Genomic DNA, 24,382 nt, shown 5'->3' on the forward strand with positions numbered 1-24,382 from the left:
AAAAATGTGGGAGCGAGCCTGCTCGCGAAAGCGGTGTATCAGTCAAATCATTGTCGACTGACACTCCGCCTTCGCGAGCAGGCTCGCTCCCACAATTAGTTATGCATACGCGCTAGGGATTATGCGCCAGCTGCCCCGGCTGCAACACTCGCTTGGCGCTCAGATACGCCTTCTGCCAATAGGCCTTCGACAGGCTATCAAGCTTGACCGTGCCACCCGTGGCCGGTGCATGCACGAAGCGCCCCTCACCGACGTAAATCCCCGCATGACTGACCTGCGAGCCGCCATTGGTGGCGAAGAAAATCAGGTCGCCGGTCTGCAAGCCTTCCTTGCCGACATTCGGCGCCTGCATGACGATCATTTCGCGGGTCGAGCGTGGCAGCGAAATTCCCGCCGCGTCGCGGTAGACGAAACCGATCAGACCACTGCAATCGAAACCGGAATCTGGCGTGTTGCCGCCCCAGCGATACGGCGTGCCGACCAGGCCGAGGGCGCGGAACAGCACGTCTTCAGCAACGGGAGAAAAAGCCTGGGAAGGACCGAACACGATCGGCGCGCGAACCACGGGGGCTGGCGGCGGTGTACGGCTGGCGCAGGCGCTGAGCAGCGCGGCGCAAAGGATCAAGGTGAGGCGGGCCGACATCGTCATAAGCAGAACATCCTGATCTGGCTGCGGCTTTCTCTGCAGAATGGACAGAAACAAAACCGCCTGCGTCATCACGCAGGCGGTTTGCCATCAATATAGATTCAGGATTCTAGCGGCTACGCGGCAAACTTCAAGTAAGACTTTAACTTCACCTTGTAAAGTTTAGGTCTACTCCGTTGCCGTGCCGTTTTGTCGCCGCGAACGCAGCGACCTCGGGCTTACTTGCGAGCGGTGACCACGGTCGGCGCCATGGCGAGTGCACGCTTGGCTTCGATGAAGGTCTTGCTCCAGTAGCTGTCACCCAGGCTGTCGATGCGAACACCGCCGCTGCGACGACTGCTGGAGTGGATGAACTGATTGTCACCCAGGTAGATCCCGGCGTGACTGACACGACCGCGACGACCATTGGTGGCGAAGAACAGCAGATCACCCGGCTCAAGGTTGCTGCGCGAAACCAGCGGCGCATCAACGTTGATCATTTCGCGAGTCGAGCGCGGCAGGTTCATGCCGGCCTCTTCGCGGAACAGGTAACCGATGAAACCGCTGCAATCGAAGCCGGCTTCAGAAGTACCGCCGAAACGGTAACGGGTACCGATCAGGGACATGCCGCGTTCGAGGATGCTGTCAGCCAGTACAGGAAGCTGATAAGGCTTGCTGCCGTTGAACTGGTTGAGTTCTTTTTCGGTGTCCAGCTCTTCCTGGTAAATAACGGAAGATTGGGCGGTAGCAGAATTCTTGACCTGTTGCGGCGGCTCTTGAACCGGAGAATGTGCAGCACAACCGAATAACAGGGTAACGAGTGCGAGAGGCACGAGGGGTGCGAAGCGCTTTAGCATGGGCACGACCGTGGCTGATAGTTGTAAAGAAGCCGAGACTATGCCCGCTATCGTCCTCATTTGCAAATTCAATCGAACTTTATGTGACTTCCCGGTTTCGCGTTTACATCTAAGCGCGTAACTCGTCTGGCCGGTGAATCGGCGCAAAGACGCGGGTTTTCTGGCGCCTGAAAGCTGGCAAAAGCCCACTACTACCAGCCAAGAGTTTCCTTGAGGAAGGGGATGGTCAGCTTGCGTTGCGCTTGCAGGGACGCCTGATCAAGCTGCTCGAGGAGATCGAACAGCGCGCTCATGCTGCGCGTGCCGCGAGTGAGAATGAAGTGCCCGACTTCATCGGTCAGGTGCAGACCGCGACGGGATGCGCGCAATTGCAGCGCACGCAATTTGTCTTCATCAGAAAGTGGGCGCATCTGGAAGATCAGCGCCAGGGTCAGACGGGATTTCAGGTCAGCCAGCTTCACAGGCAGTTCGCGCGGTGAAGTGGACGCGGCGATCAGCAGGCGCCGGCCGCTGTCACGCAGACGGTTGAACAGATGAAACATCGCCTCTTCCCAGTCGGCCTTGCCGGCAATCACCTGCAAATCATCCAGGCAGACCAGTTCGTACTGTTCAAGGTTGTCGAGGATTTCCACGCCGCGGTCCATCAACTCGGCCAGCGGCAGATACACCGCCGGTTCGCCCATCTGCTCGAAGCGCAGGCACGCGGCCTGCAACAGATGCGTGCGCCCGACGCCGTGCTTGCCCCACAGGTAGATCAGGCTCTCTGTCCACCCGGCGTCGGCTTCGCAGAGACGCTCGACATAGCCGAGTGCAGCGGCATTGGCGCCTGGGTAGTAGTTGATGAAGGTGGCGTCGTCACGCAGACGCACACCTAGGGGCAGCTGAATCGGTTTCATGCTGACTGAACAGTTCTCAAAGGAACCGTTAGTGGCCTCTGTGTAAAGTTGGCGAAGTTTATACCCGTGAGGCTGAGCGCACAATGCGACAGACCCCAAGCAAAATCAAAGGTTTGCGTTGACGCAGCGGTTTTGTGACGGATTCTCTGGCGCCCTCGCCTGCACGACACGGGCCAGCCCGGCCAAGCGCCGGGCTGGCCCTCGCATCACAGCTCGGGTTCGTCGACGCCGCTGTAGATCCCGGAATCCTTATACAAGTCGTGGACATGACGCACCAGCACCATGATCACCGCCGCCACCGGCAACGCCAGCAGAACGCCGGTGAAACCGAACAGCTCGCCGCCAGCAAGGATCGCGAAGATCACCGCCACCGGGTGCAGGCCGATGCGGTCCCCGACCAGTAGAGGCGTCAGCACCATGCCTTCCAGTGCCTGACCGACCATGAACACTGCGACGATCCCGACCATCGGGTACAGATCGCCACCGAACTGGAACAACCCGGCGATCAATGCCGCGCCGATGCCGATGACAAAACCCATGTACGGCACGATCGCCGCGAGACCGGCAATCAGGCCGATCAACAGCCCCAGCTCCAGACCGACGATCATCAGGCCAGCCGCGTAGATCACCCCCAACGCAACCATCACCAGCAACTGCCCGCGCACAAACGCGCCGAGCACTTCGTGGCACTCGCCCGCCAGCGCAACCACGCGCTCTTCGCGATCACGTGGGAGCAGGCTGCGGATCTTGCCCATCATCACGTCCCAGTCGCGCAACAGATAGAAGCTCACCACCGGAATCAGCACCAGGTTTGCCAGCCAGCCGATCAGCGCCAGGCTCGAGGCCGTCGCCTGACTCAGCACCACGCCGACGATGTCGGTGGTCTGGCCCATGTGCTCGCTGATCGCGGCTTTGACTTTATCGAATTTCCAGAAGCCGTCCGACAGCCCCAGTTTCGCTTGCGCCCACGGCACAGCGGTGTGCTGCAACCAGTCGAGCATCTGCGGCGCCAGCTCGTACAGACGCAGCAACTGCTTGGCGAGCATCGGAACCAGCACCAGCAGCAACGCGGTGACGATCAAGGTGAACAAGGCAAACACGGCGATCACACCCCAGGTTCGCGACAGCCCGAGGCGTTCCAGACGATCGACCAGCGGATCGAACAGATAAGCCAGCAACAGCGCGACCAGAAACGGCGTGAGGATCGGGTGCAGCAACCATATAAACGCGCAAAGCAGGACTACCCCACCGAGCCAGAACCAACGCCGCGTATCGGCCATTTACCACTCCTGATGCTTCTATATAAGGAAAGACTTACCAGCGAAACCGCAACGACGGTGCCGCCGCTGCCGGGGTTGGCGCTGCCACCGCAGGCGTACCATCCGCCGCTGGCTGGGCAGGCGCCACCGGAACCGGCGCTTCGGCCGGCAGTTCCTGCAACTTCGCCAGCGACAATTGCGCGCGCAATTGATCGACGCTGCCATTGACCCGGTAGACGATCCGATCACCCTGCACGCTTTGCAGACGCACGCCGAACGGTTCGAGTAACCGCAGCAGCGCTGCATAGTGCTCCAGATTCATGCCCTGCACTTCCAGAGTCTGCTGACCCGACGCGCCGGGCTTGGCGACAAATCGCGGCGCCAGACGCTCGGCTACCGCTAGCATCACCGCATCGGCAACCGCAGCCTGATCGGCGCCCTGCACGCTGCCGGCCTCTTTCTGATCACCGAGCCACAAGCGCCATTTCGCCTGCCACTGCCCGCCCTCTTCGCGCGCGTGCACCGCCAGCAAGGCGTCAGCGTTGTAGCGTTCCGAAGCACTGCGCAGGGGCGCCGGATCAGCGCTTTCCAGCGCCGGTGCGGTGGCAACCAATTGCTCGCTGAGATCAGCCAGCGGCAAGCGCAGTGGCAAACCGCGATGTTGCGCGGCCGTGCGCAACATCGCGGCTGCGGCCTGACCATCACCGACCAGGCTCGCACCTTCAGTCGAATCGTTCAGCCACCAGCCGAGGATCGACGGTCGACTGGCGCCCCACACCGGCAACCCGGCCCGGCGCAAGGCCTGCTCGGTGGTTGCCGGATCGAAGTCGACTTTCAGCACTTCCGGTGGCCCGGCATCGAAACCGAACTGGCTGATGATCTGCTGCGGATCCTTGCGAATCGGCGCCAGCCCCGGGTTCTGCGCGGCTTTCGGGTCGCCGGTCAGGCGCAGCACCAGGGTATCGAGCGCCGCCTGCGTGGCGCGATCGCGCTCTTCCGGCGCCTGGCCGTTGACCGGTTGACGCACCTGATACAGGCCTTTGAGGTTTTCGGCATGGCTCGCCAGGCTGACCAGCGTCAGGCAGCCTACAAACAATAATTTACAAAAACGCATGGAAAATTCCCGTCGACAGGAGCGGCTGGAACACGCCGCGTGAACCGTTTGAGCAAGGCTGTGACCCCCACCCCTGGCAAAACATTCACACGGTGGCGGTAAGTTTTTGCACAGTCCTAACGATAGACGGTTAATCGCCACACCTTATACAGGCAGTCATACCCTGCGATTGCAAAAAATTTCCGCCGATATGGCCCTGCCCGTCGGTGCGAGGATGGCCGCTGCCCCTCAAGCCTGATAAAATCGCGCGCCTTCGCAGACCGGCAACAGCCGGGCCCCTCGAAACTCGCGTGAGGCGATCGCCCATCGAGTTCGATGTTCCCGCTGAACTCGGTCGTTACCCCCTGAATCCCCTCCCCTAAAGGCCTGGATCATGAGCAAGCAACCCTCCCTGAGCTACAAGGACGCCGGTGTAGACATCGACGCCGGTGAAGCATTGGTCGAACGCATCAAGAGCGTCGCCAAGCGCACTGCGCGCCCGGAAGTCATGGGCGGCCTGGGCGGTTTCGGCGCCCTCTGCGAAATCCCGGCCGGCTACAAGCAGCCAGTGCTGGTCTCCGGCACCGACGGCGTCGGCACCAAGCTGCGCCTGGCGCTGAACCTGAACAAGCACGACAGCATCGGCATCGACCTGGTCGCCATGTGCGTCAACGATCTGGTGGTGTGCGGCGCCGAGCCGCTGTTCTTCCTCGACTACTACGCCACCGGCAAACTGAATGTCGACACCGCTGCCCAAGTGGTTACCGGCATCGGCGCTGGCTGCGAACTGTCGGGTTGCTCGCTGGTTGGCGGCGAAACCGCTGAAATGCCAGGCATGTATGAAGGCGAAGACTACGACCTGGCCGGCTTCTGCGTCGGCGTCGTGGAAAAGGCGGAAATCATCGACGGCTCGAAAGTCGCCACCGGTGACGCCCTGATCGCCCTGCCATCGTCCGGCCCGCACTCCAACGGCTACTCGCTGATCCGCAAAATCATCGAAGTCTCCGGTGCCGACATCGAGAACACCCAGCTCGACGGCAAACCGCTGACCGACCTGCTGATGGCCCCGACCCGCATCTACGTCAAGCCACTGCTCAAGCTGATCAAAGACACCGGCGCTGTGAAGGCCATGGCCCACATCACCGGTGGCGGCCTGCTCGACAACATCCCACGCGTGTTGCCAAAAGGCGCGCAAGCAGTGGTTGACGTGGCCAGCTGGTCTCGCCCGGCGGTGTTCGACTGGCTGCAAGAGAAAGGCAACGTTGATGAAACCGAAATGCACCGCGTGCTCAACTGCGGCGTCGGCATGGTCATTTGTGTAGCTCAGGAGCACGTTGAAGTTGCGCTGAACACCCTGCGTGACGCCGGCGAGCAGCCTTGGGTCATCGGTCAGATCGCCGTGGCCGCCGAGGGCGCTGCGCAGGTCGAGCTGAAGAACCTCAAGGCTCACTGATGCCAAAGTCCTGTGATGTCGTGGTGCTGTTGTCCGGCACCGGCAGTAACTTGCAGGCTCTGATCGACAGCACGCGGACCGGCGACAGCCCGGTCCGCATCGCTGCGGTGATTTCCAACCGCGCCGACGCCTACGGCCTGCAACGCGCCCGCGACGCGGGTATCGCCACCCGCTCGCTGGATCACAAAGCATTCGAGGGCCGCGAGGCCTTCGATGCCGCGTTGATCGAACTGATCGACCAATTCAACCCCAAACTCGTGGTACTGGCCGGCTTCATGCGCATTCTCAGCGCTGATTTCGTGCGCCACTACCAGGGTCGCCTGCTCAACATCCACCCGTCGCTGCTGCCCAAATACAAAGGGTTACACACTCATCAGCGTGCGCTGGAGGCCGGCGACACGGAACATGGCTGCTCCGTGCACTTCGTCACCGAGGAACTCGATGGCGGACCACTGGTCGTACAAGCAGTATTACCGGTAGAGTTGCATGACACGCCGCAGAGTCTGGCGCAACGAGTCCACGCTCAGGAACACCTGATCTACCCGATGGCAGTACGCTGGTTTGCCGAAGGCAGGCTGACACTCGGTGACCAGGGTGCTTTACTCGACGGCCAGTTACTCGCCGCCAGCGGCCACTTGATTCGACACTAGGAGATATTATGCGTCGCGCCCTGCTCTTCGCTTGCGCTCTGCTCGCCCTGCCCTTCGCGCAGGCAGCGGACCTTCAACCGTTCTCCGCCAGCTACACCGCCGACTGGAAGCAGCTGCCCATGAGCGGCACCGCCGAACGCAGCCTGACCAAGGAAGCCGACGGCGTCTGGAAGCTCAGCTTCAAGGCATCGATGATGATCGCCAGCCTGACTGAAGAGAGCACCCTGAAGCTGGACAAGGACACCCTACTGCCGCAGTCCTACCACTTTGAACGTGGCGGTCTGGGCAAAGCGAAAAAAGCTGATCTGGACTTCGACTGGGCCAACAAACTGGTGACCGGCACCGACCGTGGCGACGCGGTGAAGATCCCGCTGAACCGTGGCATGGTCGACAAGTCGACCTATCAACTGGCGCTGCAGCACGACGTTGCCGCCGGCAAGAAAAGCATGAGCTATCAGGTGGTTGATGATGGCGAAGTCGACACCTACGACTTCCGCGTGCTGGGTTCGGAAAAGGTCGACACCAAGGCCGGCCAGATCGACGCGATCAAGGTCGAACGCGTGCGCGATCCGACACAAAGCAAGCGCATCACCGTGCTGTGGTTCGCCAAGGACTGGGATTACCTGCTGGTGCGTCTGCAACAGGTCGAGACTGACGGCAAGGAGTACAACATCATGCTCCAGGACGGCACAGTTAACGGCAAAACCGTTAAAGGCAGCTGATCGACCGCAACAACAAAGAGCCCCGCGAATGCGGGGCTTTTTATTGCCCGCAGTTTACGCAAACATAACAATCCCTGTGGGAGCGAGCCTGCTCGCGAAGGCGTCTGCTCAGCCAACCTTTTCAGTGGCTGACACTGCGCTTTCGCGAGCAGGCTCGCTCCCACAGGTTTCAATTGCAATGGATTGCGCGGTCACACCGAAAACCGCGCCACCATCCCGTTCAGATCCACCGCCAACTTCGACAACTCCTGACTCGCCGCACTGGTCTGATTGGCCCCCGCCGATGTCTGCATTGCCAGATCACGAATATTCATCAGATTGCGATCCACCTCGCGCGCCACCGATGCCTGCTCTTCCGAGGCGCTGGCGATGACCAGATTGCGCTCGTTGATCAAGGTAAACGCCGAGGCAATTTCCTCCAGAGCCGAGCCTGCGCTCTTGGCCAATTCCAGAGTCGAGCGCGCCCGAGAATTGCTTTGCTGCATCGAACTGACCGCCGAATCGGTGCCCTGCTGGATCCCGCCGATCATCTGCTCGATTTCCTGGGTCGACTGCTGGGTGCGATGCGCCAGCGCGCGCACTTCATCCGCCACCACTGCAAAGCCACGCCCGGCATCGCCGGCGCGCGCGGCTTCGATCGCGGCGTTGAGGGCGAGCAGATTGGTCTGTTCGGCGATCGAGCGAATCACGTCCAGCACTTTGCTGATGCCATGAACCTTTTGCGCCAGCGCCTCGACCTGCGCGGCATTATTGGTGACATCGCCAGCGAGAAACTCGATCGACGCCACCGTCTGCTGCACTTGCTCGCGCCCTTGGCGGGCGATGCGGTCGGATTCGCGGGAAGCTTCAGACGTGGCCACGGCGTTGTTCGCCACCTCTTCCACCGCTGCCGTCATCTGGTTGACCGCAGTGGCGGCCTGCTCGATTTCCTGGCTCTGCTGATGCAAGCCGCGAGTGGCATCTTCGGTGACGCTGCTGAGTTCTTCGGCGGCTGAGGCCAACTGGGTGGACGACTCGGAAATGCGCCGGATCGTGTCGCGCAGATTGTGCTGCATGCTTTTCAGCGCTTGCAGCAGGCGCGCCGGCTCGTCTTTGCCAACGATGTGAATGTCACCGGTCAAATCACCGCCGGCCACGACTTCGGCCACGCTGAGCGATTGCGACAACGGCACGACAATGCTGCGCGTCAGCAGCAACGCCAGGCCGACGGTAATCAGCGCGGCCATGGCGATCATTACTGCGACCCACAGCCGCGATTGCTTGAACACCAGCCGCGCGGCCTCAGTGGCCAGACCGGCATTCTGTTTATTCAACTCGACCAGCTCACGCAAAGTGGCGGCGATTTCATCGGCCAGCGGGCTCATCTGATCATTGAGAATCGTCGCAGCCTCAGCGACCCGATTCTGCGCCGACAGCTGTAGGACTTGTGCCTGAAGCTCAAGGTATTTGTGCTCGGTGCCCTTGAAGCGTTCGAACAATACGCGCTCTTCAGGCAGCACGATCAGACCGTCATAGCGCTGCTGCGCTTCGCTCAAGCCACTGCGCAGTTCGTCGAGCTTGGCGACATTCTGCTCCAGTGCCTTGGGGTCACGGTTGAGTAACAGGCGCATGGTCAGTGCGCGCAGGCGCAGCATGTCCTGACTCATCTCACCCACCGCCATCACGCTTGGCAGCCAGTTGTTGTCGACTTCATCGGACTGCGCACGCATGTTCGACATTTGCAGCAAGGCGAACGCGCCAAGGGCGAACACCATCAAGGCCAGCAGGCCAAAACCGAGACCGGCACGCGGGGCAATATTGAGACTACGGATATTCATCACTCTGGCTCCTTCCAAAAGCGCTGCATCAGCCTGCAGCGGGTTGCTTTAGAAGGTATCGGCATTGCCGTGAAATTGCGTAAGACGAAAAGGCGATAGGCAGACGAGCGGCTAGTCCGAACCCGTGGCTTTGACGTTTCAGCGCGGAGCAGCGGATTTTTCTGTGTTGCGCGGCAGTATTGCTAGGAAGTTATCGCGCGCGACTTTGCGCGCCACCGCCTCCGGCAGCGCATCGAGAAACGGCTTGTAGCTGTGCATTTCCTGACCGAGCTTGTTGAACCGTCCTACTATGTCTGAGCCGAGCATGAAGCGCTCGGGATACTTTTCCACCAGCGCCAGCCATTCGGCGCGCGGCTTGCCCTGCTCGTCCAGCAGATACGGTGTGAGCATGCTCCACGACAGGTCGATGAATAGATTCGGATAAGCCTCAAGCATGCGCGTCAGGGTTGGCAGGAGAAACGGTAATTGCGTTTGATGCCGATGAATCTCGGCGCTGGTGCCGGCGTGCGCCCAGATGAACCGCGTGTGCGGATGATTACGCAGCGGCTCTTCAACTTCCTTCAGATACAGCGGATTTTTCTCACGCTTGGAAGTGATGTTGGAATGCAGCATCACCGGCAGATCGTTTTCCGCAGCGAGGTGATAGATCCTGGTCATCGCCTCGTTGTTGGCCCGGGGTGTGTCGCCGGAGGTCAGCGCGGTCAGGTCATCGTGTCGGGTGAACACCTCGCCGATGCCCTGCCACAACCCCGGATACAGATCGAGCATGCGCTGGATGTGCGCGGCGGAATTCTTGTCATTGGGATTGAAGCCGGACAGGAACGGATGAAAGTACTGGCGCTGCTCCGGCGCAAGTTTTTGCACCGCGTCGGCAATGATCACATCGGTGGCGCTGTACCAATAGGCATCGGCGTCATCACCGGCGTAATAGCGCGGGCGCTTGGGTTCGTCTTCATGCCATTTCTTCGCCACGGGAATGCCGGAAATCATCACGTGCTCGATGGAATTTTCTTTCATGGCCGTGAGCAATTTCTGCATGCCGGCGCTTTCCTGGAAAAAATCCACGTAATGCAGGTGCGCATCGCTGTAGGTGTATTCGCGGGCACTGGCGCTGCCAGCGAACAGCAGAAGACAGGCAAGACTCAGACGAGACAAGGACACAAGTAATCTCCGGCAGATGGGCATAGCCTAGACCGCGCCCGAACGACAAGGGTTCATCCCTGCCGAAAAGCGGAACGCCCACTGCCGGGAATGCTCTATAACTGCAAGGTCTGCTTTGATCGAACGATTTTTCCTGCCGCCTGTGAGGTTTCCATGACTGTTACCGTCAATACCGTCTCTGCCGAAGGTTTTCGTCACACCGTCCAGATCGACGACCACGAATTGTTTGCCGATGTACCGAAAACCGCCGGAGGTGAAGGCACCGCGCCAGAGCCACACGATTACTTCGACGCTGCGCTGGGCGCCTGCAAAGCGCTGACCGTGAAGATGTATGCGAAGAAAAAAGACATCCCGCTGACCGGCGTGGGAGTCGAGGTAAAGCGCGACAACAGCCAGGAGCAGAAAGGCAAATACGCCCTGCATGTCACCCTTACGCTCAAAGGCGTACTCACCGAAGCCCAGCGCGAGGAACTGCTGCGTGTGGCCGATCGCTGCCCGATTCACAAATTGATGACCACCAGCGAAGTCAGTATCGAAACCCACGCACCACAAGGCTTCGACAGCCAATAATCCTCCTGATGCCAGCGGCGGGTTATGCTTCTGGCATCACCCGCTCAGCCTGGAATGCACCATGGACACGCCACTCCTGATCATCCGCCCGCGCGCCGAAGACGTCGAAGGCCAGCCGATCCTGCGCCCGCTGCCGTCAGCCAAATGCCGCAATGTCGGGCCTTTCGTGTTTTTCGACCACATGCTCGAAACGATTTATCCGACGGGTAAAGGCATGGATATCCGCCAGCATCCGCACATTGGTCTGTCGACGCTTACCTATCTGTTCGAAGGGCAATTGCAGCACAAGGACAGTCTGGGCTCCGATCAAGTGGTCGGCGCCGGCGATGTCAGCTGGATGACCGCCGGCAGCGCCATCGCCCACGTCGAGCGTACGCCAGCGCCACTGCTCGCCGAGACCTTCACCTTGCATGGCCTGCAAGTCTGGCTGGCCTCGCCCAAGGCACACGAACAGGGCCCGGGGCATTACAGCCATCACCCGGCAGCGACGCTGCCGGTCAGCGATAACCTTGGCGTGCAGATTCGCATGATTGCCGGGTCAGGCTTTTGCCTGGAATCGCCGGTGCCAGTGCTTTCTCCTACGCTGTATGCGGAAGTGAAGATGCAGACCGCGACCACCCTGCTGATTCCCACCGAGCATGAAGAACGCGCGGTGTACGTGTTGAGCGGTGATGCGCAATTGAATGGCGAGGCGATCGAGCCGCAAGCGCTGGTGGTGTTGCCAGCCGGCGAAGAGATGAGCCTGTTTGCCGAAAGCGATGTGCACGCGGTGGTGTTCGGCGGCGCGGCGCTGGACGGTCCGAGGCGGATCAACTGGAATTTTGTTGCCAGTGATCCGGCGGCGATTGATGAGGCACGGCGCAAGTGGGCGGCCAAGGATTGGCCGACGGTGCCGGGGGAAATCGAGCGAATCGAGCTACCGGCAAGCCGTTAAAAGCAAAAGATCGCAGCCTTCGGCAGCTCCTATACCGGATTCATGTAGGAGCTGCCGAAGGCTGCGATCTTTTGATCTGAGGGCAATCAGCCCTTGAACACTTCATCCAGCAGATCATGCATCGACTTGAACGCGCGCTTGGCGGTCTTTTCGTCGTACATCATCTTGCCCGGTACGTTGGCATGCGGATCGGTAAACGAGTGCACCGCGCCGCCGTAGCTGAGCAGTTGCCAGTCGACCTTCGCTGCGTTCATTTCCTCTTCGAACGCTGGCAGTTGCTCCTTCGGCACCAACGGATCGGACGCGCCATGCAGCACTAGCACCGAGCCCTTGATGTTCTGCGCATCCGCCGGGTTCGGCGAATCCAGCGTGCCGTGGAACGACACCGCCGCTTTCACCGGCGCACCCGTGCGAGCCAGGTCCAACGCACAGCAACCACCGAAGCAGAAACCGAACACCGCCAGTTTCGAAGTATCCACCGTGGCTTCGCCCTGGCTCTGCAATTGCTCGAAAGCCACTTGCAGACGTTTGCGCAACAGCGCGCGGTCGTCCTTGAGCGGCATCATTGCTGCCAGCGCCTCATCAGCGTTCTGCGGACGCACGCTCTGGCCGTAGACATCCGCGATCAGCACCACGTAACCCTTGGCCGCTACCGCTTTGGCGATGTCTTCGGCACCGGCGCTGACGCCCATCCAGTTCGGCGCCATCAGCAAACCCGGGCGCGCAGCCTTGTGCTCGGCGTCGAACGCCAGGCGACCTTCATAGGCCTGGCCGTCAATCTGATAGACCACGGAACGTACAGTGACTTGGCTCATTTCTGACTCCTGATTGAGTAAACACCAGAACGAAAAAACCCGCCGAAGCGGGTTTTTCCTACAACGTGATCAAACCGACAGTTCAACCAGCAGCTTGTTCAGCCGGCGCACGTAAGCGGCCGGATCCTTCAAGCTGTCGCCCGCCGCCAGGGCGGCCTGATCGAAGAGGATGTGCGACAGGTCGCCAAAACGCTCTTCGCTCTGCTCGCCATCGAGTTTCTCGATCAGCGGGTGGCTCGGGTTGAATTCGAAGATGGGCTTCGAATCCGGGACTTTCTGCCCGCTGGCTTCGAGAATCTGGCGCATTTGCAGACCCAGATCCTGTTCGCCGATGGCCAGAATGGCCGGCGAATCGGTCAGACGATGGGACACGCGGACTTCAGCCACCGAATCACCCAGAGCAGTTTTCAGACGCTCGACCAGGCCTTCTTTGGACTTGGCGACTTCTTCTGCGGCTTTCTTGTCCTCTTCCGAATCCAGGTTGCCCAGATCGAGGTCACCGCGCGCCACGTCGACAAACGTCTTGCCGTCGAATTCGCTGAGGTAGCTCATCAGCCACTCGTCGATGCGATCGGTCAGCAGCAGCACTTCGATGCCTTTCTTGCGGAAGACTTCCAGGTGCGGGCTGTTCTTGACCTGCGCGTAAGTTTCGCCGGTGAGGTAGTAGATCTTGTCCTGACCTTCCTTGGCGCGGGCCAGGTAGTCAGCCAGACCGACAACCTGCTCGCCGTCGTCGCCCTGGGTCGATGCGAAACGCAGCAGACCGGCAATTTTTTCTTTGTTGGCGAAATCTTCTGCCGGGCCTTCTTTCATGACCTGACCGAAGTTTTTCCAGAAGCCTTTGTATTGCTCAGGCTCGTTCTTCGCCAGTTTTTCCAGCATGTCGAGCACACGCTTGGTCAGCGCGGTTTTCATCGAATCGATGATCGGGTCTTTCTGCAGGATCTCACGCGACACGTTCAGCGACAGGTCGTTGGAATCGACCACGCCTTTGATGAAGCGCAGGTACAGCGGCAGGAACGACTCGGCCTGATCCATCACAAACACACGCTGCACGTACAGCTTCAGGCCTTTCGGCGCTTCACGCTGGTACAGGTCGAACGGTGCGCGGGCCGGCACGTACAGCAGCGAGCTGTACTCGAGCTTGCCCTCAACCTTGTTGTGGCTCCACGACAGCGGATTTTCGAAGTCGTGAGCGATGTGTTTGTAGAACTCCTGGTATTCCTCGTCTTTGACTTCAGTGCGCGGACGGGTCCACAGGGCGCTGGCACGGTTGACGGTTTCCCATTCAACGGCTGGAGCCTCTTCGCCTTCGGCCGCAGTGACTTCCTTCGGCAGTTCGATCGGCAAAGCGATGTGGTCGGAGTACTTCTTGATGATGTTGCGCAGACGCCAGCCATCAGCGAATTCGTCTTCGCCGGATTTCAGGTGCAGGACGATGCGGGTGCCGCGCTCTGGCTTGTCGATGGTGGCGACTTCGAACTCGCCCTCGCCTTTCGACGACCAGTGCACGCCTTCGCTGGCGGCAGTGCCGGCGCGACGGCTGTAAACATCAACCTTGTCGGCAACGATGAAGGCCGAGTAGAAGCCGACACCGAACTGGCCGATGAGGTGCGAATCTTTCTTCTGATCGCCGGACAGGTTTTTCATGAAGTCGGCGGTGCCGGATTTGGCGATGGTCCCCAGGTGGGTGATCACATCGTCACGGTTCATGCCGATACCGTTGTCTTCGAGGGTGACGGTCTTGGCGTCCTTGTCGAAGCTCACACGGATTTTCAGGTCAGCGCCACCTTCGAGCAACTCAGGCTTGGCCAGGGCTTCGAAGCGCAGCTTGTCGACAGCGTCAGAGGCGTTCGAGATCAATTCGCGAAGGAAAATTTCCTTATTCGAATACAGCGAATGGATCATGAGGTGCAGCAGCTGCTTTACCTCGGTCTGGAAGCCCAGGGTTTCCTTTTGAGTTTCCACACTCATGGTCATCAAACTCCAATCAGATGGCAGTGGCCGCGACCCGAAATGGTCTGCGGCGGGTTGTCATCTGAGTTGGGGGCGCTGTTCAGGATTTCAAGGGCTCATCAATTTTGAAGTGCGCGCGGGCGGTGGCGATCGGTTCGGCCTCGGTACTCTGCCAGGCAGTGACCGCTACGTTAGCGACGCGACGGCCCTGGCGGCAGACCTGACACCTGGCCCAAGTGTCGCGAAACTGCCCGGCGCGCAGGTAATCGAGGGAAAAATCGATGATCTTCGGCACACCCGGCGTGCCGGTGAAAATCAGCAAATGCAGGGCGGCGGCCAGCTCCATGAACCCGGCAATCACGCCACCATGGATCGCCGGCAATAAAGGGTTACCAATGTTGTCCTTGTTCGCCGGCAGCTTGAACAGCAACTCATCGCCGACTCGCGAGCATTCGATACCGATCAGCCCGGCATAAGGAATCAACGCCAGCAGCGGCGTGTAATCGCCCTGTGCATGGGCCTGTTGCAGCTGCTCCCTGAGTTCGTTGCTCATTGGCTCGCTCCCTTGATCGCGCCCGCGAAACCCTTGCTGCCCTTCAGACCGATGCCCATGCGCATGAATGTGCCGACGACGTGGGCAATCGGTTGCTCGGGATCGTCCTGGTAAGCAAAACCACGGGCAAAGATCACGTCGGTGGTGACGCGATAGCACTGGGCAAAACCGTACACGGCTTTGTTCGGTTCAGCGGCGTGCATGTAGTCGATGCGCAGATCGAGGGTCGGACAGACTTCGAACTCCGGCAGCACGCACAGGGTCGACATGCCGCAGGCGGTGTCCATCAATGAAGTGATGGCGCCGCCATGAATGACTCCGGTTTCGGGATTGCCGACGATTTTTTCGCTGTACGGCAGGATCACCGTCAGCCCTTCGCTGGAGGCACTGCGCACTTGCAGCCCCAAGACCTGACAGTGTCGCAATGCCGATAAAAAGCGCGTCGCGCGCTCAAAAACGGGGTTTTCGGCCATGTGATAATTACTCGCGTTTGGGCCTTGTGCCAGTAGTGAGAAAAGCGGCAAAAGTTCCGTGATAAAACAAACTTATATATCTGAAACAATTGAGGAACTTAACCCGTAGCGCCGAGTTCTTAAGGCCAGTAGTTATTTTCCATAAGGAGATACACCCCATGCGTAAGACTTTAGCTATTGCCTTGATGTTGACCGCTTCCCTCGGTCTCGCTGCCTGCGATAAAAAATCCGAGGACAAAGCTCAAGATGCCAACCAACATGCTGAGCAAGCTCAGCAAGACATGAACAAAGCTCAGGATAAAGTGAACGACGCAGCAAAAGAAAACGCCGAAGCTGCCAAAGCTCAGGCTGAATCGAACGCCGCTGCTCAAGAAGAAGCCGCCAAAAAGCAATAAGCTTTGTGGTGTGAAAGGAAAACCCGCCAAGTGCGGGTTTTCTTTTGCCTGCGATTTACCGGTTAGAGCAACACGGTTCTAAAAGTCGGACTAATCATCAGCAACAACGAACAGATGAAGCCAACTAGCCACATCAGGCTGCGCAACTTCGCCAGATCGGCCAGATAGAACCACAGATAGAACACTCGCGAGATCACGAAGATGATCGCCAGCGCATCGATCAGCCAACCCGCGGTTTGCGTGGTGTGCGCCATCAGCACACCGACCGCGAACAGAATGAAGGCTTCGATGCTGTTCTGATGGGCCGCCAGCGCCCTCGCACCGAAGCCGGTCAACTGCGCCTGCTGCTGCCGAGGCAAGTGATTGTCATACCCGCCCTGCTCTTTCATGGCCTTGGCCACCGGCATGCGCGCCACGTAGATCAATAAAGCACTGATAAACACACACCAGAACGGAATACTCATCAAACAGCCTCTTTGTTCGCCTCAGGGACGGGCGCCTCTGTAGGGGTATAGACCATGACATCGAGAACGTCGGAATGAAACTCGCGGCGATACAACACCACCACCACGCCCGCGCTCATGATCATGAACAGCCACGGGCTGACGAACCACGCCAGCATGCTCATGCCGAAGTAATAAGAGCGCAGGCCGAAGTTGAACTGGTTGGCCGCCATCGAAATCACTCGCGCCGCCCGTGAAGCGAAGGCCTTGCGTTCCTGCTCGGTCACTTGGCGCTCGCCGATCATCGGCGCTGAACCGACCAGAATCGCCGCGAAGTTGTATTGGCGCATGCACCAGCTGAAAGTAAAGAACGCATAGACGAACACCAGTGCCAGGCACAGCAACTTGATCTCCGACATGCCTTGCGAGGCCTGTTGCACCATCGGAATATCCGCCAACAACGACACAGCTCGGTCGGACGCACCGAGCACGGTGAGAATACCGGCGAGGATGATCAGCGTGCTGGATGCGAAGAACGAGGCGTTGCGCTCCAGATTGCCGATCACGCTGGCATCGGCGATGCGGTTGTCACGCAGCAGCATGCGGCGCATCCAGTCTTCGCGGTAAAGGTGCAACACGCTGGCCAGACACGCCGTATCACGGGCCTTCCAGGTGGCATAACGGGTGTAACCGCCCCAGCAGACGACAAACCAGACGGCGGCGAGCAAGTGGATCAGATTGGCTTGGATGAACGACATGCAATTCCTTGTGAAATGTGATCACGGTATGAATGACCTGTGGGAGCGAGCCTGCTCGCGAAAGCGACGTACCACCCAACACTCATGGCGGCTGACACAACGCTTTCGCGAGCGGGCTCGCTCCCACATAACGATTTCGGCAACCCTTCGACGTTAGCTCAGCAAAAAAGACACTGCCTCCCGCGCATAAAAAATGCCCCGTATCGATTGATACGGGGCATTTCCGTTTAACCGTGCTCGACCCACTTGTGGCGGGTCCGAACCACGTCAGGCAGTGACTTCGCTGCGCTTGCCCAGCAGACGATCGCAGACCACGGCGACCACCAGGGTCATCACGCACGGCACCAGCCACGCCAGACCCTGCTCGCTCAGCGGCAGATGGGTCAGCTGAGTTGGCATCCAGTCGGCCAGACCAGCGCCTTTCAGGGCGTCGATGGTGCCGAAAACGAAGGAAACCAACATCACCGGGCCAAGAATGCGCCCGTGCTCATGCCAGAAATCCTTGCAGAAGCTCAGTGCGACCAGAACGATGCACGGCGGGTAGATCGCGGTGAGTACCGGAATCGAGAAGGCGATCAGTTTGGTCAGACCGAGGTTGGAGACCAGCAGCGAAAACGCTGCGAGGATAATCACCAGCGTCTTGTAGGACAGCGGCAGCACACGGCTGAAGTATTCAGCACAGGCACAGGTCAGGCCGACCGCCGTGACCAGACACGCCAGCGAGATCAGTACCGCAAGGAAACCGCTGCCCAGCGAACCGAAGGTGTGCTGCACGTAAGCATGCAACACCGCCGCGCCGTTGGTGGCGCCGACCGCGACTTCATGGCTGCCGGATCCGAGGCGGAACAGGCTGACGTAGACCAGTGCCAGACCCACGCCGGCAATCAGCCCGGCGATGATCGCGTAACGTGTGATCAGCGCCGGCGACTCGACGCCACGGGAGCGGATCGCGTTGACGATAACGATGCCGAATACCAGTGCGCCGAGGGTATCCATGGTCAGGTAACCATTGATGAAGCCTTGCGAAAACGGTGCCGCCACATACTCTGGAGTGCCGTGACCGATGTCACCCGCCGGCAAGGCAAACGCGGCGATGCCCAGTACTGCCAGCGCAATGATTTTCAGCGGTGCGAGGAAGCGGCCAACGGTATCCAGCAAACGCCCAGGGTAGAGCGAAATGAAGAACACCAGCAGGAAGTACACCGAGCTGTAGAGGAACAGCGCCAGCGGGCTCTCGCCGGTCAACGGCGCCAGACCCACTTCGAAGGAAACGGTCGCGGTACGCGGAGTGGCGAACAGCGGACCCACAGCCAGATAGCATGCCGCCGCGAGGATACCGCCGGCGATCTTGCCGATCGGGCTGCTCAACGCATCCATCGCGCCGCCGACCTTGGCCAGCGCCACCACGGTGACTACCGGCAAACCGACGGCGGTAATCAGAAAGCCCAGCGCAGCCATCCAGACGTGAGGTCCGGCCTGCAAGCCAACGATCGGCGGGAAAATGATGTTACCGGCCCCGACAAACAGGGCAAACGTCATAAAACCAAGTGCCAGGATGTCCTGACCTTTCAAAACTTTCATTAAGGAAATACCACACTACTGAAATCGGAATTTAGAGGGGGATTGCCCTGTTGGATTAGGGAAATGCTGTCGATCCGTATGGGACTGACCCTTAAAGCGCGTGGCTGCCTTGTGGGCGGCGGACGCAAAAATGGCTGCCAGCCTAACGAATTTGGCTGACAAACGCACTGTTGGAGGGCGAACTATCCGATACGCGACGTTTCCGTGTCGCGTTTACATAAGAAAAGCAGCTGCAAGCTACAAGTTTCAAGCTGCAAGCTTCTATCTTGCAGCTAGCCGCTTGAAGCTTGCCGCTGCTCTGAAACGACAAAGGCCACCCGAAGGTGGCCTTTGCTGCTGGAGCTAAAAAGTCAGCCGAAGCTTACTTCTTCACTTCCCAGCCAGTCAGCTCGGCCAGGGCCTTGCCGATGTCTGCCAGCGAACGCACGGTTTTTACGCCTGCGTCTTGCAGCGCAGCGAATTTCTCGTCTGCAGTGCCTTTGCCGCCAGAGATGATTGCGCCAGCATGGCCCATGCGCTTGCCCGGAGGAGCAGTCACACCAGCGATGTAGGAAACAACCGGCTTGGTCACGTTAGCCTTGATGTAGGCAGCCGCTTCTTCTTCAGCCGAACCGCCGATCTCGCCGATCATCACGATCGCCTCGGTCTTCGGGTCTTCCTGGAACAGCTTCAGGATGTCGATGAAGTTCGAACCCGGGATCGGGTCACCGCCGATGCCGACGCAAGTCGACTGACCGAAACCGGCGTCAGTGGTCTGCTTCACAGCTTCGTAGGTCAGGGTGCCGGAACGCGAAACGATACCGACCTTGCCTGGCAAGTGAATGTGACCTGGCATGATGCCGATCTTGCATTCGCCTGGGGTGATCACGCCTGGGCAGTTAGGGCCGATCAGGACTACGCCCAGCTCGTCGCACTTAACTTTGGCGTCCAGCATGTCCAGGGTAGGAATGCCTTCGGTGATGCAGACGATCAGCTTGATGCCGCCGAATGCCGCTTCCAGGATCGAGTCCTTGCAGAACGGAGCCGGAACGTAGATCACGCTGGCGGTAGCGCCGGTGGCAGCTACTGCGTCTTTAACGGTGTTGAACACTGGCAGACCCAGGTGCTCGGTGCCGCCTTTGCCCGGAGTTACGCCGCCAACCATCTTGGTGCCGTATTCAATGGCTTGCTGGGTGTGGAAACTACCTTGCGAACCGGTAATACCCTGGCAGATAACTTTGGTGTCTTTATTGATCAGGACGCTCATTATTTGCCCTCCGCAGCTTTGACAACTTGTTGAGCAGCGTCGGTCAGGCTGGTTGCAGCGATGATGTTCAAACCGCTTTCTGCCAGTACTTTAGCGCCCAGCTCAGCGTTGTTGCCTTCAAGGCGAACAACAACCGGGATTTTCACGCCGACTTCTTTCACAGCGCCGATGATGCCTTCGGCAATCATGTCGCAGCGAACGATGCCGCCGAAGATGTTGACCAGTACTGCCGCGACGTTCTGGTCGGACAGGATGATCTTGAACGCTTCAGTAACGCGTTCCTTGGTAGCGCCACCACCTACGTCGAGGAAGTTGGCTGGCTTGCCGCCATGCAGGTTGACGATGTCCATGGTACCCATGGCCAGACCGGCACCGTTGACCATGCAGCCGATGTTGCCTTCCAGGGCTACGTAGTTCAGTTCGAACTTGGCAGCGTGCGCTTCGCGCGGATCGTCCTGCGACGGATCGTGGAAAGCCTTCAGCTTGGGCTGACGATACATGGCGTTGGCGTCGATGTTGATCTTCGCGTCGAGGCAGTGCAGATCGCCGTCAGCCTTGATCACCAGCGGGTTCACTTCCAGCAGAGCCAGGTCGTGGTCTTTGAACAGCTTGGCCAGACCTACGAAGATCTTGGCGAACTGAGTGACCTGCTTGCCTTCCAGACCCAGCTGGAATGCCAGCTCGCGACCCTGGGATGGCTGAGCGCCAACCAGTGGATCGATAGTGGCCTTGAGAATTTTTTCTGGAGTGTCGTGAGCGATTTTCTCGATGTCCACGCCACCTTCGGTGGAAGCCATGAACACGATGCGACGGCTCGAACGGTCAACGACAGCGCCCAGGTACAGCTCTTTAGCGATATCAGTGCACGATTCAACCAGGATCTTGGTGACTGGCTGGCCATTGGCGTCAGTCTGGTAAGTCACCAGACGCTTGCCCAGCCACTGCTGTGCGAAGGCTTTGGCGTCTTCTTTGCTGCGAACCAGCTTTACGCCGCCCGCTTTACCGCGACCACCGGCGTGAACCTGGGCTTTGACGACCCACTCGTTGCCGCCGATCTTGTCGCAAGCTTCTGCTGCTGCTTCCGGGGTGTCTACTGCATAACCAGTGGAAACTGGCAGGCCGTATTCAGCGAACAGCTGCTTACCCTGATACTCGTGAAGATTCATGCTTTTTACCGTCTTCGTTAGGTACTGCGCATTCGGCGCTGCGCTCGTTTGAGTGCCGCGCCACCTGTGACTGCTGCTTGCGTAGCTGGGCTACGCAAGACTGCGTCCGGCGGACATTCCGCGGTGAGTCTTGCTCGCAAGGCTCACGACGGGCCGCTACCGCCGTGGTTTCTTATTATGTCTTAACGCTTCTTGCGGTTGGCAATGTGAATGGCGCCGCCATTCACTGCCAGAGCAGCTTCGTGCAAGGCTTCAGACAGGGTCGGATGGGAGAAAACCATCATGCCCAGGTCTTCAGCGCTGGTGCCGAATTCCATACCGATCGCGCCCTGCTGAACCAGTTCTGCAGCGCTCGGGCCAATCACGTGCACGCCCAATACGCGGTCGGTCTTGGCATCGGCGATGACCTTGACGAAACCACCGGTATCGTTGGCAGCCATGGCACGGCCGGAAGCGGCGAACGGGAAGGTGCCGACGTTGACTTCAACGCCTTCGGCCTTCAGCGCCTGCTCGGTTTTGCCAACCCACGCGATTTCCGGGTGAGTATAAATAACCGAAGGGATCAAATCATAGTTCATCTGAGCCTTGTGGCCCTTGATGCGCTCGACAACCATGATGCCTTCTTCGGACGCCTTGTGGGCCAGCATCATGCCGCGAACCACGTCACCGATGGCGAAGACGCCCGGTACAGCTGTGACGCAATGGTCATCGACCGCGATGAAACCGCGCTCGTCGATTTCCACGCCGCAGTCGGCAGACAGCAGATCAGTGGTCACCGGACGGCGACCAACGGCTACGATCAGCTTGTCGAAAGTGATGGTCTGTTCGCCGTTGGCATCGGTGTAGTTGACGACGACTTCTTCGCCGTTGACTTTCGAACCGGTAACGCGAGCGCCCAGCTTGATGTCCAGACCCTGTTTGGTCAGGGTTTTCAGCGCTTCCTTGGAAACAGCGGTGTCCGCTGCCATCAGGAAAGTGTCCAGCGCTTCGAGAACAGTCACTTCTGCACCCAGACGCGACCATACCGAACCCAGCTCCAGACCGATCACGCCAGCGCCGATCACGCCCAGACGTTTAGGTACGGACTGGAACTCCAGAGCGCCAGTCGAATCGACGATGACTTTCTGGTCAACCGGAGCCGGTGGAATGTCGATCGGACGCGAACCTGGCGCGAGGATGACGTTTTCCGCTTCGATGACTTCAACCGAACCGTCCGGCTTGGTGACTTCGACTTTCTTGCCGGCCAGCAGCTTGCCGTGGCCCTGGATCGAAGTAACGCCGTTGGCCTTGAACAGGGTGGCAACGCCGCCAGTCAGGTTCTTGACGATGCCAGCCTTGCGGCCAACCATCGCAGCGACGTCCATTTTGACTTCGCCGGTCGAGATACCGTGAACGTTGAAGCTCTCTTTGGCTTCCTTGTATTTCCACGAGCTGTCGAGCAGCGCCTTGGAAGGGATGCAACCCACGTTCAGGCAGGTACCGCCCAGGGCTTGCTTGCCCTCTGCGTCGGTGTACTTCTCGATGCAGGCAGTGGTCAGGCCCAACTGAGCAGCCTTGATGGCCGCTACATAGCCACCAGGGCCGGCACCGATCACTACTACGTCAAATTTCTGCGACATTCAAAAAATCCTCTTTAGCAATAAAGCTACAAGCCGCAAGCTTCAAGCTGCAAGCCCACCCGCTCGCCTTGAGCTTGAGGCTTGTAGCTGAAAGCTTGCAGCTGCTTTTTAGATATCCAGCAACAGACGAGCCGGATCTTCCAGCAGGTTCTTGATGGTCACCAGGAAGGTCACAGCTTCTTTGCCATCGATCAGACGGTGATCGTAGGACAGAGCCAGGTACATCATCGGACGGATCACGACCTGACCGTTGATGGCCATCGGACGCTGGATGATGTTGTGCATGCCCAGAATCGCTGCCTGCGGCGGGTTGACGATCGGTGTCGACATCATCGAACCGAAGGTACCACCGTTGGTGATGGTGAAGGTACCACCGGTCATCTCGTCCATCGACAGTTTGCCGTCACGGGCTTTCTTGCCAAATGTTGCGATGCCGCCTTCGATTTCAGCCAGGCTCATCAGCTCGGCGTTACGCAGAACCGGTACCACCAGGCCACGGTCGCTGGAAACGGCAACGCCGATGTCCGCATAGCCGTGGTAAACGATGTCGCCGCCGTCGATCGACGCGTTGACAGCCGGGAAGCGTTTCAGCGCTTCGGTGGCCGCTTTCACGAAGAACGACATGAAGCCCAGGCGTACGCCGTTGTGGGACTTCTCGAACAGGTCCTTGTACTTCGAACGCAGGGCCATGACTTCGGTCATGTCGACTTCGTTGAACGTGGTCAGCATCGCCATGTTCGACTGGGCTTCAACCAGACGCTTGGCCACGGTGGCACGTACGCGGGTCATCGGTACGCGCTTCTCGATGCGGTCGCCAGCAGCGAACACAGGCGCAGCAGCCGAAGGAGCAGCAGCCTTGGCAGGCGCGGCAGCCGGAGCGGCTTTCTTCGCAGCAACTGCTGCTACCACGTCTTCCTTGGTCACACGACCGCCCTTGCCGGTGCCGGCAACGGAAGCGATGTTGATGCCGTTCTCTTCAGCCAGCTTGCGAGCGGCAGGAGCTGCGATCGGGTCATCTTCGCCATCGGCAGCAGCTGGTGCGGCAGCGGCAGTAGCAGCCGGAGCAGCAGCGGCGGCAGGAGCGGCAGCAGCAGCGCCGCCCTCTTCGATCGAGCCCAGAACCTGGTTCGACAGAACGGTAGCGCCCTCTTCGGCAACGATTGCGCCCAGCACGCCGTCTGCTTCAGCCAACACTTCGAGCACGACTTTGTCGGTTTCGATGTCGACGATCAGGTCGTCACGCTTGACGGCCTCACCTGGTTTCTTGTGCCAGGTGGCAACGGTGCCATCGGCAACCGATTCCGGGAATGACGGGGCTTTGATTTCGATAGCCATTATCT

Annotated in this window: 24 protein-coding genes; 6 read left to right on the forward strand and 18 right to left on the reverse strand. The window is 59.3% G+C overall.

The window, feature by feature from the left end; all coding sequences use genetic code 11:
* Positions 1 to 112 precede the first annotated feature (112 nt).
* The 5 genes from JWU58_RS19480 to JWU58_RS19500 form a co-directional block, all read right to left on the reverse strand.
* Positions 113 to 649, reverse strand: coding sequence for a C40 family peptidase (locus JWU58_RS19480; protein ID WP_016773700.1), 537 nt, complete (start codon positions 647 to 649; stop codon positions 113 to 115).
* Between the two features lie 215 nt (positions 650 to 864).
* Positions 865 to 1,482 carry a C40 family peptidase gene (locus tag JWU58_RS19485; protein WP_016773699.1) on the reverse strand — a complete coding sequence of 206 codons (618 nt, stop codon included), beginning with the start codon at positions 1,480 to 1,482 and terminating at the stop codon, positions 865 to 867.
* 191 nt (positions 1,483 to 1,673) lie between these two features.
* On the reverse strand, positions 1,674 to 2,378 hold the full coding sequence (hda, locus tag JWU58_RS19490) for a DnaA regulatory inactivator Hda (RefSeq protein ID WP_007919828.1): 705 nt from the start codon (positions 2,376 to 2,378) through the stop codon (positions 1,674 to 1,676).
* Positions 2,379 to 2,584: 206 nt separating this feature from the next.
* Positions 2,585 to 3,658, reverse strand: a complete 1,074-nt coding sequence (locus tag JWU58_RS19495) for an AI-2E family transporter (RefSeq protein ID WP_123442814.1) — start codon at positions 3,656 to 3,658, stop codon at positions 2,585 to 2,587.
* A 34-nt stretch (positions 3,659 to 3,692) separates the two neighbouring features.
* Entirely contained in the window at positions 3,693 to 4,751 is a 1,059-nt protein-coding gene (locus JWU58_RS19500) for a DUF2066 domain-containing protein (RefSeq protein WP_206420824.1), read from the reverse strand.
* A 373-nt stretch (positions 4,752 to 5,124) separates the two neighbouring features.
* On the opposite strand from JWU58_RS19500, the gene purM reads away from it, so the two are divergent.
* Genes purM through JWU58_RS19515 form a run of 3 tightly spaced genes read left to right on the forward strand, consistent with a single transcriptional unit; the run spans position 5,125 to position 7,555 of the window.
* On the forward strand, positions 5,125 to 6,183 hold the full coding sequence (gene purM, locus JWU58_RS19505) for a phosphoribosylformylglycinamidine cyclo-ligase (protein WP_123442816.1): 1,059 nt from the start codon (positions 5,125 to 5,127) through the stop codon (positions 6,181 to 6,183).
* Positions 6,183 to 6,833 carry a phosphoribosylglycinamide formyltransferase gene (gene purN, locus JWU58_RS19510; RefSeq protein WP_024012162.1) on the forward strand — a complete coding sequence of 217 codons (651 nt, stop codon included), beginning with the start codon at positions 6,183 to 6,185 and terminating at the stop codon, positions 6,831 to 6,833. Before purM ends, purN begins: the two co-directional genes overlap by 1 nt.
* Positions 6,834 to 6,841: 8 nt before the next feature.
* Positions 6,842 to 7,555, forward strand: coding sequence for a DUF3108 domain-containing protein (locus JWU58_RS19515; RefSeq protein ID WP_056783915.1), 714 nt, complete (start codon positions 6,842 to 6,844; stop codon positions 7,553 to 7,555).
* A 191-nt stretch (positions 7,556 to 7,746) separates the two neighbouring features.
* On the opposite strand, the gene JWU58_RS19520 is transcribed toward JWU58_RS19515, so the two are convergent.
* Together JWU58_RS19520 and JWU58_RS19525 are read right to left on the reverse strand one after the other, a co-directional pair.
* A complete protein-coding gene (locus JWU58_RS19520) occupies positions 7,747 to 9,372 on the reverse strand; it encodes a methyl-accepting chemotaxis protein (protein ID WP_206420825.1) in 1,626 nt (541 codons plus the stop codon).
* Positions 9,373 to 9,510: 138 nt separating this feature from the next.
* Positions 9,511 to 10,557 carry an amidohydrolase family protein gene (locus JWU58_RS19525; RefSeq protein WP_206420826.1) on the reverse strand — a complete coding sequence of 349 codons (1,047 nt, stop codon included), beginning with the start codon at positions 10,555 to 10,557 and terminating at the stop codon, positions 9,511 to 9,513.
* Between the two features lie 129 nt (positions 10,558 to 10,686).
* Here JWU58_RS19525 and JWU58_RS19530 point away from each other — a divergent pair, with 129 nt between their 5' ends.
* Both JWU58_RS19530 and JWU58_RS19535 read left to right on the forward strand, forming a co-directional pair.
* The gene (locus JWU58_RS19530; protein WP_206420827.1) at positions 10,687 to 11,103 is read left to right on the forward strand and encodes an OsmC family protein; all 417 of its coding nucleotides are present in this window, start codon (positions 10,687 to 10,689) and stop codon (positions 11,101 to 11,103) included.
* Between the two features lie 61 nt (positions 11,104 to 11,164).
* Complete coding sequence (locus JWU58_RS19535) at positions 11,165 to 12,037, forward strand: pirin family protein (protein WP_123442819.1); 873 nt, start codon at positions 11,165 to 11,167, stop codon at positions 12,035 to 12,037.
* A gap of 86 nt (positions 12,038 to 12,123) precedes the next feature.
* Here JWU58_RS19535 and JWU58_RS19540 read toward each other — a convergent pair whose 3' ends face one another.
* The 4 genes from JWU58_RS19540 to JWU58_RS19555 all read right to left on the reverse strand — a co-directional run bounded on the left by JWU58_RS19540 (position 12,124) and on the right by JWU58_RS19555 (position 15,834).
* On the reverse strand, positions 12,124 to 12,852 hold the full coding sequence (locus JWU58_RS19540; protein WP_122611617.1) for a dienelactone hydrolase family protein: 729 nt from the start codon (positions 12,850 to 12,852) through the stop codon (positions 12,124 to 12,126).
* Positions 12,853 to 12,921: 69 nt separating this feature from the next.
* Positions 12,922 to 14,826, reverse strand: coding sequence for a molecular chaperone HtpG (gene htpG, locus JWU58_RS19545; RefSeq protein WP_038861952.1), 1,905 nt, complete (start codon positions 14,824 to 14,826; stop codon positions 12,922 to 12,924).
* Positions 14,827 to 14,908: 82 nt separating this feature from the next.
* Positions 14,909 to 15,361, reverse strand: a complete 453-nt coding sequence (locus JWU58_RS19550) for a PaaI family thioesterase (protein WP_071171477.1) — start codon at positions 15,359 to 15,361, stop codon at positions 14,909 to 14,911.
* The gene (locus JWU58_RS19555; RefSeq protein WP_206420828.1) at positions 15,358 to 15,834 is read right to left on the reverse strand and encodes a PaaI family thioesterase; all 477 of its coding nucleotides are present in this window, start codon (positions 15,832 to 15,834) and stop codon (positions 15,358 to 15,360) included. The genes JWU58_RS19550 and JWU58_RS19555 overlap by 4 nt, the downstream gene beginning before the upstream one ends.
* Positions 15,835 to 15,992: 158 nt before the next feature.
* Here JWU58_RS19555 and JWU58_RS19560 point away from each other — a divergent pair, with 158 nt between their 5' ends.
* Positions 15,993 to 16,229 carry a hypothetical protein gene (locus tag JWU58_RS19560; RefSeq protein ID WP_007959016.1) on the forward strand — a complete coding sequence of 79 codons (237 nt, stop codon included), beginning with the start codon at positions 15,993 to 15,995 and terminating at the stop codon, positions 16,227 to 16,229.
* A 62-nt stretch (positions 16,230 to 16,291) separates the two neighbouring features.
* Here JWU58_RS19560 and JWU58_RS19565 read toward each other — a convergent pair whose 3' ends face one another.
* The 7 genes from JWU58_RS19565 to odhB form a co-directional block, all read right to left on the reverse strand.
* Entirely contained in the window at positions 16,292 to 16,693 is a 402-nt protein-coding gene (locus JWU58_RS19565) for an MAPEG family protein (RefSeq protein ID WP_016773683.1), read from the reverse strand.
* On the reverse strand, positions 16,693 to 17,430 hold the full coding sequence (locus tag JWU58_RS19570; protein ID WP_016773682.1) for a DUF599 domain-containing protein: 738 nt from the start codon (positions 17,428 to 17,430) through the stop codon (positions 16,693 to 16,695). The genes JWU58_RS19565 and JWU58_RS19570 overlap by 1 nt, the downstream gene beginning before the upstream one ends.
* 267 nt (positions 17,431 to 17,697) lie before the next feature.
* Positions 17,698 to 19,011 (reverse strand): branched-chain amino acid transport system II carrier protein, encoded by a 1,314-nt coding sequence (gene brnQ / locus JWU58_RS19575; RefSeq protein WP_016773681.1) that lies wholly within the window; start codon positions 19,009 to 19,011, stop codon positions 17,698 to 17,700.
* 361 nt (positions 19,012 to 19,372) lie between these two features.
* Positions 19,373 to 20,257, reverse strand: a complete 885-nt coding sequence (gene sucD, locus JWU58_RS19580) for a succinate--CoA ligase subunit alpha (RefSeq protein ID WP_016773680.1) — start codon at positions 20,255 to 20,257, stop codon at positions 19,373 to 19,375.
* On the reverse strand, positions 20,257 to 21,423 hold the full coding sequence (gene sucC, locus JWU58_RS19585; protein WP_016773679.1) for an ADP-forming succinate--CoA ligase subunit beta: 1,167 nt from the start codon (positions 21,421 to 21,423) through the stop codon (positions 20,257 to 20,259). Before sucC ends, sucD begins: the two co-directional genes overlap by 1 nt.
* Positions 21,424 to 21,605: 182 nt before the next feature.
* Positions 21,606 to 23,042 (reverse strand): dihydrolipoyl dehydrogenase, encoded by a 1,437-nt coding sequence (gene lpdA, locus JWU58_RS19590; RefSeq protein ID WP_016773678.1) that lies wholly within the window; start codon positions 23,040 to 23,042, stop codon positions 21,606 to 21,608.
* Between the two features lie 108 nt (positions 23,043 to 23,150).
* Positions 23,151 to 24,377 carry a 2-oxoglutarate dehydrogenase complex dihydrolipoyllysine-residue succinyltransferase gene (odhB, locus tag JWU58_RS19595; protein WP_024012151.1) on the reverse strand — a complete coding sequence of 409 codons (1,227 nt, stop codon included), beginning with the start codon at positions 24,375 to 24,377 and terminating at the stop codon, positions 23,151 to 23,153.
* Positions 24,378 to 24,382: the final 5 nt, after the last annotated feature.

The sequence above is a fragment of the Pseudomonas atacamensis genome (assembly GCF_017167965.1).
GTDB classification, from domain to species: domain Bacteria; phylum Pseudomonadota; class Gammaproteobacteria; order Pseudomonadales; family Pseudomonadaceae; genus Aquipseudomonas; species Aquipseudomonas atacamensis.